Source organism: Paenibacillus sp. GQ49 (assembly GCF_059759055.1).
Genome location: NZ_JCAXEL010000009.1, coordinates 105,820 through 118,128 on the forward strand (window position 1 = coordinate 105,820; position 12,309 = coordinate 118,128).

8 protein-coding genes and 2 pseudogenes are annotated in these 12,309 nt (G+C 40.7%); 1 reads left to right on the forward strand and 9 read right to left on the reverse strand.

Annotation, left to right across the window (positions count from 1 at the left end; genetic code table 11):
• Positions 1-391: 391 nt before the first annotated feature.
• The 4 genes and pseudogenes from AC6CIF_RS17250 to AC6CIF_RS17265 form a co-directional block, all read right to left on the reverse strand.
• Complete coding sequence (locus AC6CIF_RS17250; protein WP_498200666.1) at positions 392-1,111, reverse strand: adenosine deaminase; 720 nt, start codon at positions 1,109-1,111, stop codon at positions 392-394.
• A gap of 778 nt (positions 1,112-1,889) precedes the next feature.
• Positions 1,890-2,144: pseudogene (locus AC6CIF_RS17255) on the reverse strand (peptidase G2 autoproteolytic cleavage domain-containing protein); the annotation flags it as partial.
• 161 nt (positions 2,145-2,305) lie between these two features.
• Complete coding sequence (locus tag AC6CIF_RS17260) at positions 2,306-2,539, reverse strand: hypothetical protein (protein ID WP_498200667.1); 234 nt, start codon at positions 2,537-2,539, stop codon at positions 2,306-2,308.
• Positions 2,540-2,928: 389 nt separating this feature from the next.
• The gene (locus tag AC6CIF_RS17265) at positions 2,929-3,948 is read right to left on the reverse strand and encodes a phosphotransferase enzyme family protein (RefSeq protein WP_498200668.1); all 1,020 of its coding nucleotides are present in this window, start codon (positions 3,946-3,948) and stop codon (positions 2,929-2,931) included.
• Positions 3,949-5,299: 1,351 nt separating this feature from the next.
• Here AC6CIF_RS17265 and AC6CIF_RS17270 point away from each other — a divergent pair.
• Positions 5,300-6,461, forward strand: a pseudogene (locus AC6CIF_RS17270) (site-specific integrase); the annotation flags it as partial.
• A gap of 82 nt (positions 6,462-6,543) precedes the next feature.
• Here AC6CIF_RS17270 and glnA read toward each other — a convergent pair.
• The 5 genes from glnA to AC6CIF_RS17295 form a co-directional block, all read right to left on the reverse strand.
• Entirely contained in the window at positions 6,544-7,872 is a 1,329-nt protein-coding gene (gene glnA / locus AC6CIF_RS17275; protein WP_076210082.1) for a type I glutamate--ammonia ligase, read from the reverse strand.
• Between the two features lie 129 nt (positions 7,873-8,001).
• The gene (locus AC6CIF_RS17280; RefSeq protein WP_017687924.1) at positions 8,002-8,415 is read right to left on the reverse strand and encodes a MerR family transcriptional regulator; all 414 of its coding nucleotides are present in this window, start codon (positions 8,413-8,415) and stop codon (positions 8,002-8,004) included.
• An 82-nt stretch (positions 8,416-8,497) separates the two neighbouring features.
• Positions 8,498-9,751: a methionine gamma-lyase family protein gene (locus AC6CIF_RS17285; protein WP_498200670.1), complete on the reverse strand. Its 1,254-nt coding sequence runs from the start codon at positions 9,749-9,751 to the stop codon at positions 8,498-8,500.
• A gap of 84 nt (positions 9,752-9,835) precedes the next feature.
• Positions 9,836-11,122, reverse strand: a complete 1,287-nt coding sequence (hflX, locus tag AC6CIF_RS17290) for a GTPase HflX (protein ID WP_498200672.1) — start codon at positions 11,120-11,122, stop codon at positions 9,836-9,838.
• 119 nt (positions 11,123-11,241) lie between these two features.
• Positions 11,242-12,213, reverse strand: a complete 972-nt coding sequence (locus AC6CIF_RS17295) for an AAA family ATPase (RefSeq protein WP_062834999.1) — start codon at positions 12,211-12,213, stop codon at positions 11,242-11,244.
• Positions 12,214-12,309 lie beyond the last annotated feature (96 nt).

Sequence of the window (12,309 nt, forward strand, 5' to 3'; positions counted from 1 at the left end):
CAGCTTGTCTGGTAAGACACGAAAAAACCAACGTTTTAACTTCATCATCTTTTGGATTATAACCACGCATGTGAGCAATGGCAACTATCACTCGTATTTGCACGTACATTAATCAGCTGGTTTAGCTACTGGAAGAGTGACAACACCACCTACGCCAGTTAGAAACCTGCTTGTTACTCCTTTAATATTTTGCCAACGGATTAAAGCATCAATTGCTTTATCGGTTGAGCTTTGCTTTTTCGTAAGACCACTCTATCAATTTATTTAGTTTCTGCTAAGTAGTTAAATATTTACTTAATCGGTAATCGAAAAATGAACTTGTACGAATAAAACAAAAAAGCCGCTATAATAGCGACTTTAATGGGATATTTTCTATCCGACATAAATAGATTTAATATTCGTTCACTGGACCACAACCAAAAGGTTGGCAAGTCTGGATTGTCGAAGCGGTATCAATAAAACCGGTATAATCATGATATTTATAATAGTAATGGTCCTTCCTGATGAATAATGTCGCACTAAAATCACTATGCCTAACATCTCTAGTGTATGTTTTTGTTACCCAGTAGGCTCTAGGAGCATCCTTAGAAAGATAATAACCACCGATACTTACAAGTATGCCTGCTATTTTTCCACCTACAGGTCCTCCAATAAAGGAAGCGAGTATACCTGCTATTGCAGAAGCAGTGGCATATATTATCTCAGTGGAAATTTCCACTTTGCCTTTATATACATAACCATCTGCTAATGCTTGTGGCGAGAAAATGAGATCTTCGTGAATAGGTTTTATTTCGTTTGTAGCATAATTCACTTCGCCAGTTTGAAGATTTTCATACTTTACTTTAGTCTCATCAACTTTTGTAATTTTTAACTCATCTTTACCATTTAAATCTGTTGCAATATAATAGCTGTCATATTGAATTAATGTAGAACCGTCTTTAAAAGTGATGGAATTATCGGTTGTACTTTCGACTAGTTCTAAAAGGCTATTTTCCACTTGAAGTGCTGGTAAAGAATTTGCCTGATCTTGAGCGAATGCTGGAATTGAGATAGATGTAGAAAGCATGACTCCGGCTAAAAATGTTTTAGCAATTTTCATTGTTTGTATCATTTTAGTCCTCCATTCAATTCTAATCTTTCTTTTTTCTAAAAAAATCGAATTTGATTACGTAATCAAACAAAGATGTAATCACAATAGCCCCAATTGGAATAAACAAATAAACCCAGAACGGATTATTTGGAGCTTCGCCAGGCGGAGAATCTGTTAAAATAAAGTAAAGAACAATGCAATAGATTATAGCCAATACAATACCTGTTATGTTTCTATTTTTCATAGTTGCTCTCACCTCTTGTTCACAGAATCAAGTATTGTATGTCCAACTCAAAAATATTATGATATAAATTTGGTATATTTTCTCTTATATACCTTAAATTTTTTAAATAATATTTATGATGATAGCTTTAACTGCTCAACAGCTATTTCCAATACTATATTTCGTTTTTTAATATCTGACTCCCTATCTCAGCGTTTCAGTTGCTATATAATAATATGTAACTTCTCATGCGCTAGGATACTAAATGATATTTTCAGTTAAACGCACAATGATTAGACACATCTCTATTCCGACACTTTGTACAAGGTACAAGTTCTGGTCTCGAACTAAGGACATGAACTATAAAGCTAAAGTATGGTCAAATTCTCTGAAATAGGGTAGAGTTGTTCTAGTTACTTTCTCAGCGATAAAACAAATGTAGTAGACTAAACATAACTTTCGGAGCCAAATATGACTCCTGCACAAACGAGCCTTATATACAAAGGCTCGTTTTTTGATGTATCTTGTAAAATATCTTTTCCGTTACTAATTCGAAGATTTTCCTTTTTACATCTTTCAACAACAACATTTTACTGCTCTGTTCGATACTTTGATTAACTTGCGCTTACACCGCTGTAAGGCGGTTTTGCATACACAAAAAAAGAAATAACGTTCTATACAGTACCCGTTCTCTCGACATGTGCCATCATCTCTTATCAGAAGTTTTCCCATCATTCCTACAGCTACCCATTCTGGACGCTCCAACCGAGAAACGTAAGTCTGTAAAGGATCATACTGATGATTGATTAATGCTGTTTTCAACGTGTGTGATGGGACTGTAACCTCCCCGTTCCCATCTTTTCATGGACGCTCTCCTCATTTCATTTAGTGTATCTGAGGTGGCTTCGAGTGTCCAATTGGATTAGGAGGCTTTAAAGATATAAAAGAGGTTCTTAATAAATACATTATGCTAATTCTGCAGAATATGAAGTTTAAAGCTTCACATAATCAATGGTTTGATGCAGCTCTGCCTTCTCCATACTTCCAAAAACATTAAAATCTCTGAGGAACTCATCGAACTTATCCCTCAAATCGATGACCAAGGAGCACTTCGAAGCTCCCCCTCCAGCTTCGTTGTTAACTTTACCGCATACGTACTCTCCGTATAGGACGGATGCTTTCCATATAAAGCTCGACTTCCATAATGCCTCAACCGTATTTGGCATCTCGCTGACCTGAACATCCGGCGCAAACCATCAAGCCCCTAGAAAAGAAAAAAAGACGACCCACCAATTCGAGTCGCCTTCATTCCAACTCAATGCCAGTTTAAAAAATCACGAAACGACCCAAACAGCTCCGTCAAAATACACCCCGAAAATGAAGGGGAACTAGAGTAGCTGAAGAACAATTGGATCGGACAAACTTCATGAATAAGCATAAATCTTCATAATAAACAGAAAAGTTTCAGCGCTAAGTACACAAGTAGATCTTATATAAACTCGAAGTCATAGCTCACGTTTTTAAAACTTGATGATACGAACAAACACTCTAAACAGCGACCTATTGTAAATCATCACCATAAGATATCATTATTTTAGCCCGGTATCGGTTAGTATTAATCCACATTTACAGGCTCGATCACTTCGAATAAAAATGGATTACCATTTAAATATTCTCTTATGTATGCTTGGGCATACTTTTGTTCATCGATTAAACTGGTTGTTTCTCTTGGATCAGAGGAGTGATGGCAGGAGTTCTCGATCATGAACATGACAAAAAAACATTCCAGATCCCGAATATAGTCCGTTTCCAACTTCCTAATACTCTCATAACCTTGGATAAGCATCCATCGATGCTTTGGCCAAAGCTCCAATATGGTGCCTGCCATATCGTAGAGATAATATCCGTACCCACATCTTCCAAAATCAATCGGATAGGGTTGATTATCCTCAAAAACCATATTACCGGTATGTAAATCAGCATGAATGAGCCCATAGTTATGTTCACTTGGATGCATCGTGGTAAGTTGGGATACAACCTTCTCAGCTGCATCTTGATACAGCTTCCATCCCTCTTCTGATAAAAAACGCTCATAGTAACGTTCCAACTTAGCCATTTCACGTTTAAAACTTTCTACTCCCCAAGTAGGTCTTACAAAATCAGAAGGTGGATTGAAATCCTTTGCTGCTCCATGGAGCCTGCTCATTAATACACCTATATTATATGCTTGACTATCTGTAAATTCACCTGTTGCTTTTTCACCCTCTATCCATCGCATCATCGTTATATAAGGGCGCCTATATCCTGTCTCTGTTTCGATGTCCAATACATAAATACCATCACAATTTGCCATCCCTTCTGGTACTTTTAGATCTTTCGATTTGTTCAGTGCTTGTAACAGTAGGAGTTCCGAACGAATTTCCTCTCTGCTTAATCGGTCCGAATGAATGCGAAGTAAATAATTGTTATCTGTACTGGTTTCAATTTTATACGTGATCGTATCGGATAGTTGAATAAACTGGATGTTATCCCATTCTAAGTCATACTTTCGAATTGCAGATAAAGCGACTTTCCTTGCTCTGATTAATAACGCCCGCCGTTCTTCATCAGTATCAAATCTAAAAAAATCATTCATTTGTTATCCCCCTGCAGTTTTTATGAAGTAAATCAACTACTTCTCTTATATGTTATTATAACGATAGTAAAAGCTTGAAAATATGTAGTAAACAATTTAAACCATACTATACACAAAAAAGTCACATCAGAATTTCTTCCAATGCGACTTTTGTTAAACTATTATTTTGTATAAACGATCTTTTTAATAGTATCGCTTGAAAGGCAAAATCGATCTGAAAGTTTCTCGATAGTGTCACCATCGAGAAACTTTCGCCGGATTTCATCATTTCTAAGATTAAAAATTTTCTGCTGCCTGAATTTTCACCCCAATTTTTTACGCAAACCTTTTGATTTAGGGACGTAAACCAATTCACCGTTCATATACTTTTGTATAGTAATTCTTCTGGAAAGATGATGTCGGCATTTACATATCTCAAGATAGCCGCTCCTAAAAATAGTTGAATTTTAAGGTAGCAAAGTCTACACTATAACAATTATCACTATCCCGATTTAAGCGGTTACTTATATTATTAGCTCTATACAAACAACCGCCGTTGTTCATAAAATAGACTTTGCATAGAACATATCTCGAACCTTGTCATAGTGTCTCTCCTTCCTAAATAACATTCAAACTAAAATATGTCTTCATCGGAAATAGAATACTATCTCAATAGTAACATATCACTCCAAGTGGGCGAAGTGTCAACACTATACAATTAAGTCGTTTGAGCTAAACCGTCACATCTCATCTATTCCTTACGGACCATCAATATAAAACACTCCACATGTATCCAGTACGTGAATACTTTAAGCTCCTTCCTGCAAACTCAGCGTTGCCGATGCGATATCCAGTTCAATTCTCAACTTTATCACTAGCGATGTTATGGTTCACCGCAGTTAATCTTAAACTAAACTGCCCGCTAGCTTAATGAATTAGAGCAGTCACAAGTAGTTAAATACTTATCTAATCGGTAATCAGATCATTTCCTTGTCCTTTTCGGCAATCAGTACAAGTTCTGGTCTCGAACCAAGGACAAGAACTTTAAAGCTAAAGTATGGTCAAATCCTCTGAAATAGGGTAGAGTTGTTATAGTTACTTTTCCGCAAGAAACCTCAGCACTAATCCAAACATAGTTATTGGAGCCAAATATGACTCCTGCACAGACGAGCCTTAGTTACCGAAGGCTCGTTTTTTGATGATTTCTTTAAAATATCTTTTCCGACTCTAATTCGAAGCTCTTTCTCCTTTTTCATCTTCAACCCAGAACATTTCACTACTCTGCTCAAAATTGATTAACTTACGCTTACACCGCTGTGAGGCGGTTTTACATATACAAAAAAGAACTATCGTTCTAGTAGGAGGAATGAAATTGGCAGTTTTCAAGAAATTAAAAAGTGGCTGGAGATATCGGTTAAAGTACACCGATCCGTTCACTCAACAACAAAAAGAGAAATCCGAGGCTGGCTTTTGAACTAAACCAGAGGCTGAACTAGCTGCTCCTGAATTTTTAAGGCAGCTAAAGCAAGGGTTCGAACATTCCTTTGGTCGATTACATTCGAAATTGGATAGACAACTACAAAAAAGGTGTTGTAAGAAAGAATACGATCAAACAACATGAAAACAACCTAAACACCCATATCAAACCCTATTTTAAGCGTCTGATGCTCAAAGATTTAAAACCAGATATGTATCAGGTCTTTCTGGACTCTCTATTTAAAAAGGGACTCAGAAAACGCACGGTCGAGATCATTAACTCCACGGTATACTCAGCCATAGAGCATGCGTTGATTCAAGGGAAAATATTACGCAATCCATGTAAAGGTTTAATTATTAAAGGAGAGCACAAAAAGAAGACGATCCAATTCATTGATTCAGAGGACTTTCCCAAATTTCTTCATACAGCTCGAGGAGATGGGTACATTTATTGGATTTTCTTCAAAGTGCTCATTGAAACGGGTTTACGAAAAGGTGAAGCTGCTGCTCTCAGGTGGTCGGATATCAATTTCAAAGAAAAGACGATCCGCGTGGATGAAACACTCGATTTTCAAGCCGCAGACGAGGATGAACTTTTCGGAGATACAAAACCAAAAAATCTACACGCACCATTAGCGTAAGTAACGGCATCATAAATGATTTGAGGTACCATGCTTCATGGCAGAATCAAAATAAGATCAATTTAGGGGAGTCAATGTACAGACACGATTTAAATCTGGTCTTGTGCAGGAATGATGGTAGTCCGATACCTAAATCCAGTCTCTTTAATGCTTCAAAGAGGATTTTGAGAAAGGCTGGTTTGAGTGAGGAATTAACAATTCATTCCTTGAGACACACATATGCTGTACTCATGCTTGAAGCCGGTGCAGACATAAAATTTGTTCAAGAACAGCTTGGTCACGGAAGTGTGCAGATCACCTCTGATATATATGCTCACATCTCCAAAAAGTTAGAGCTACGCAATATTGATAAGTATGAAAAGTATACCGCCAACATTCTTGGTTCAAAAAATCAAAATGGGGGACATTTGGGGGACACTCCTCAATAGAAGTATAATCCCCATTCAAACGTCCCCCATTCAAATCCTCAAAAAACCCCGTAGTTACAAGGTTTATTCAATTAGTACAAAGTAATATATTGATCGCGTTCCCATTGGTGGACTTGTGTACGGTACATATCCCACTCAATTTCTTTCAGCTCATAGAAGTGAGCCAAGGCGTGGTCGCCCAGAGCATCACAGATGACTTCGCTGCGGATCAATTCATTCAATGCTTCTTTCAGGTCAGCTGGCAAGCTTGGAATGCCTTCTTCCACACGCTCTTCTTCTGACATGATGTAGATGTTACGGTCAATTGGAGCTGGTAAGGAAAGCTCACGTTTGATTCCGTCCAGACCTGCTTTCAACAGAACAGACAAAGCCAGGTAAGGGTTAGCAGCCGGATCCGGGTTACGAACCTCAACACGTGTACTCAGACCACGGGAAGCTGGAATACGGATCATTGGGCTACGGTTACTAGCAGACCATGCTACATAACAAGGTGCTTCATAACCTGGTACAAGACGTTTGTATGAGTTCACAGTTGGGTTAGTAATTGCTGCAAACGCACGTGCGTGCTTCAGAGTTCCAGCCATGAAGTGACGAGCAGTTTTGCTCAGACCCAACTCGTCCGACTCATCAACAAATGCGTTCTCATTGCCTTTAAACAAGGATTGGTTACAGTGCATACCGGATCCGTTCATACCAAACAGCGGTTTCGGCATGAATGTAGCATGTAAACCATGCTGACGTGCAATCGTTTTAACAACCAGTTTGAACGTTTGGATCTGGTCAGCAGCTTTCAGAGCATCAGCATATTTAAAGTCGATCTCATGCTGACCTGGAGCTACCTCATGGTGGGAAGCTTCGATCTCAAAGCCCATTTCTTCAAGTGTGATAACGATGTCACGACGACAGTTTTCACCAAGATCCGTAGGCGCAAGGTCGAAATAACCACCTTGGTCATTCAGCTCGTTAGTTGGGTTTCCTTTTTCGTCTGTTTTGAACAAGAAGAACTCGGGTTCAGGACCAACATTAAAGGAAGTGAATCCCATATCTTGGGCTTCCTTCAGGTTTCGTTTCAAGATGCCACGTGGATCTCCTGGGAACGGATTACCATCCGGAAGATATACGTCGCAAATCAGACGTGCAACACGGTTCTCTGCAACCCATGGGAAAATAAGCCAAGAATCTAGATCTGGATAGAGGTACATGTCGGACTCTTCAATACGTACATAACCTTCAATGGAAGATCCATCGAACATCATTTTGTTATCCAGAGCCTTAGTCAACTGACTCACAGGAATCTCAACGTTTTTGATAGCTCCAAGCAAATCAGTAAATTGCAATCGAATGAATCGTACGTTTTCTTCTTTCGAAATGCGGAGAATGTCTTCTTTTGTATAACTCACTATAACCTCTCCCTTTCTTATCTGCGTATTTGGCTTGCCTGTTATATTTGTACATTAGAAAGTTCCACGGGTCAAGGAGTCTCACACCAAAAGTGCATGTTTTCCCCTCACTCGCCAAGTTATGCGAATTTAGTTTTTATTAAAGAATCGGGAAAGCTCTCCCTGAATGAGAGATACTTGTCCTGGTCTCTTACCTGATACAAGCTGCTGCTTCAGCAAGCGGTGCAACTGCGTATCGGACAGCTCTCTGCGTTTAACTTCAGTATCCGGCGTGATCACTGTAGCTTCCTCGGATTCTTTCGAAACAGGATTCATCACTTGTTTGATCCCCGCGATGTTAACTCCTTTTTCAATCAAAGCCTTGATCTCTAGCAATCTCTCTACGTCATTAAAAGAGAATAACCGTTGATTACCTGACGTTCTCGCAGGAACGATCAAGCTGTGCTGCTCATAGTAACGAATCTGACGTGCAGACAGATCCGTAAGTTTCATTACAATACCAATTGGGAATAAGGCCATATTTCTGCGGATTTCATCACCCATGTTCATCAACCTTCCAGTCATCTATTCTTCACCCTATTGTACATTTAGTTATTACCAAGTGTCAATGATGTGTTAGATAAACTCACAATAATTTACGATCTTTCATAGTCTGTAACGCCATCAAAACGCCATATTTGACATGAGAGTACGTTAATCCGCCTTGCATATACCCGATATATGGCTCCCGAATAGGCGCATCGGCTGATAATTCCAGACTTCCACCCTGAATGAACGTACCTGCCGCCATAATGACAGGGTGCTCATAACCAGGCATATCCCACGGTTCAGGAACCACATGGCTGTCCACAGCTGCTGCACGCTGAATCCCCTGCACGAAGGCGATCAGATGCTCGGCAGAGCTAAACTTAACAGCCTGGATCAGATCTGTGCGAGCTTCATTCCAGGCGGGTTTGGTTACAAATCCGGATTCAGCAAACATTGCAGCAGCAAACGTACTTCCTTTGATAGCTTGTCCTACAATTGTCGGTGCCATGTAAAGTCCTTGGTAGATGCCACGTGTTGTCCCCAGCATTGCTCCCACCTCTCCCCCAATTCCAGGGGCTGTCAGACGATAAGCTGCCAACTGTACGTATTGTTCCTTCCCACATATGTATCCACCGGTTTCCGCAATGCCTCCACCAGGATTCTTGATCAGTGATCCGGCCATCAGATCAACTCCGACTTCTGTCGGTTCATGTTCCTCCGTGAATTCACCGTAACAATTATCTACGAATACGATGACATCCTCCTTAAGCGCTTTAACACGCGTAACCATCTCAGCAATCTCAGCAACACAGAAGGAGGAGCGCCAGTCATAACCACGTGAACGTTGAATCCCAATGACTTTTGTAGCCGGTGTAATGTTTTTTTCAACTGCTGCCCAGTCCACTCCACCTTCATCAGTTAAGGCCGTCTCACGGTAACCGATACCAAAATCACGTAATGAACCTGTACCATCACCGGGTCTGCCAATAACTTTATGCAATGTATCATAAGGCTTACCCGTGATGTACAATAATTCGTCCCCTGGGCGCATCACTCCAAAAAGAGCTGTACTAATCGTATGTGTACCTGAAGCAAAATGAGGACGTACCAACGCAGCCTCCGCGCCGAAAACATCAGCATATACTTCATCAAGCACTTCACGCCCTCGATCGTTATACGCATAACCTGTTGAACCTGCAAAGTGGAAATCACTTACTTTTCGTTGTTGGAAGGCATTAATCACCTTCCATTGATTGTGATCTGTGATCCGATCAATCTGTTGCAGTTGTCCTTCAATCTGACGCTCCACTTGATGTTGAAGTTCAGATATTTCTGAATCAAAGCTTACCATCTTACTTCATTCCCCTTCATAGCACGAATCTGACGTTAAATGTCTATTATCGTGTCAACTTATCACATCAATATGTCATGAGTATTACAATTCGATGAAATCTTCAAGCATATGACCAAATTTCTCATATTCACCTTTTTGTAATTCCACTTCATAAATTACATCATTTTCTTCAAAGCTGGTATCTACTACATCACCAATTTTGTAGAGGACCGACGTAAGATCACCACGTTCTGCCGGAATCCGGAAGCGCTTCGTGTCACCTGTAAGCTCTGTCTGGATCAATTCACGGATTTTAAGCAGATCCTCCGCGTCTAATGCGCTTACTTTAATATGGCCTTTATCCAATGGAAGCATCTCAAGCTGCTCTGGTGTGCACGCATCTTTTTTGTTATACAGGACTAACTGCGGCTTGTCCCCTGAACCAAGTTCTTGCAGAATCGTATTAACCGTCCGCATCTGATCCTCACGCATAGCTGATGAGGCGTCCACAACATGCAGGATCAGGTCTGCTTCATTCACTTCCTCCAGCGTTGCACGGAATGCTGCAATCAGATCATGCGGTAGATTTTGAATAAATCCAACCGTGTCGGTAAGTACGATTTCTTTTCCACTTGGAAGTTCCATCGTACGTGATGTTGGATCCAGAGTAGCGAATAGCTGATCTTGAATATACACATCTGCAGCCGTCAACTGCTTGAGCAAGGTTGATTTGCCAGCATTGGTATAACCAACAAGGGCCACCTGTACAATACCTGTCTTTTTACGGCGTTCACGATGCAACTTACGATGACGAGTCAATTCTTCCAGATGACGTTTCAGATCATCGATACGACCACGAATGTGACGGCGGTCTGTCTCCAGCTTGCTTTCACCTGGGCCCCTTGTTCCGATTCCGCCACCAAGTCTGGACAGGTTCTTGCCATGACCCGACAACCGTGGCAGCAAGTAGCTATGTTGAGCCAATTCCACTTGAATGATACCTTCTCTAGTGTTGGCACGTTGTGCAAAGATGTCCAAAATTAATTGGGTACGGTCAATAATTTTAAGATCGAGGGTTTCTTCCAGATTGCGAACCTGTGCCCCTGACAATTCCTGATCAAAAATAGCTGTTGTTGCTCCGAGTTCCTCCGCGATTGCACGGAGCTCTTCCACTTTCCCTTTACCAATAAACCATTTGGTATCACGTTTTTCCCTGTTCTGAGAAAGTACACTTAGCACTTCCACTCCAGCTGTCTCGGCAAGTTTCACCAGTTCCTCTAAAGAGTACTCAGGGTTGATACCTGTACGTTTTACATCATCCGTAACAAGACTCACCAAAACGGCGCGATCTTTTTTGACCATATCTGTATCATGTGTGCCATTTGTCATGTATATGTTCACTCCCTCTAATTACTAATCGTTTGATATTCATTACCACGAATACGCCATGGCATGCCTTAAGCCGAACCGGTTGGCCCGGCCGGCTGGTGTAAAAACTATATTATCGCTTACTTTCGCTCAAAGTTCAAATCCTCTGTACGGATTGTCATCAGCTCCAGTTTTCCTGGACTGCCTTCCGAGTATTGTTCCAACAAACGAACCGCCTGATGCCTGATCGAACGCTCAATGGCATTACGAACGTATCTGGCGTTACTGAACGCATGCAGCGAATCATTTTTTTCCTGAAGCAAATGTTGCTTTAGCTTGAGTATGGTCTGAGGCATTAGAATATAATCACGCTCTTTGGCCATAATCTCAGAGATTTGAATCAACTGATCAATACTATAGTCTGGAAACTCCACTTGAATGGGGAAACGAGAAGGTAATCCAGGATTCGTCTGGAGAAAAAAATCAATTTCTTCTGAGTACCCGGCAAGAATCAGTATAAACTGATTTTTATTGTCTTCCATGGACTTTACAAGCGTATCGATTGCTTCCTTGCCAAAATCCTTCTCTCCACCTCGGGCCAAACTGTAAGCTTCGTCAATGAACAATATCCCACCGAGTGCCTTCTTGACCAGATCTCTTGTTTTCTGCGCCGTGTGACCGATATATTCTCCAACCAGATCCGCTCGCTCTACTTCAATAAGATGTCCTTTACTTAACACACCCATCTTCTGAAAGAGTTTGGCAACGATTCTCGCCACGGTGGTCTTACCGGTCCCCGGATTGCCTTTGAAGATCATATGATACACGTGCGCACCACTAAGTAAACCTGCTTCAGTACGCATCTGAGCAATCTGTAGGAAAGCATAAATCTCAAATACCAAGTCTTTGATATTTTCAAGTCCAACCAGTTGCTCCAGTTCACCCTGTATCTCCTGGAAATGCGCATGTTTGGTTATACTCTTGGCTGCCTGTACTGCCGCTGCTTCATCTTTGACCAACATCTGAGGTTCCTGGTTACGCAACACAATATTAATTTGTCTGGATGGTCTGCCTCCTGGTTGCTCTCCTGCAGCCATTACCCGTCCGTTCATTCGCCATCACCTCTATTTTATCGGGCTGAACTCTCCTGATTATTAATGTATTCTATCAGGTGCTCCAATATTAGAAGGATCATGAAGAAGAATTCT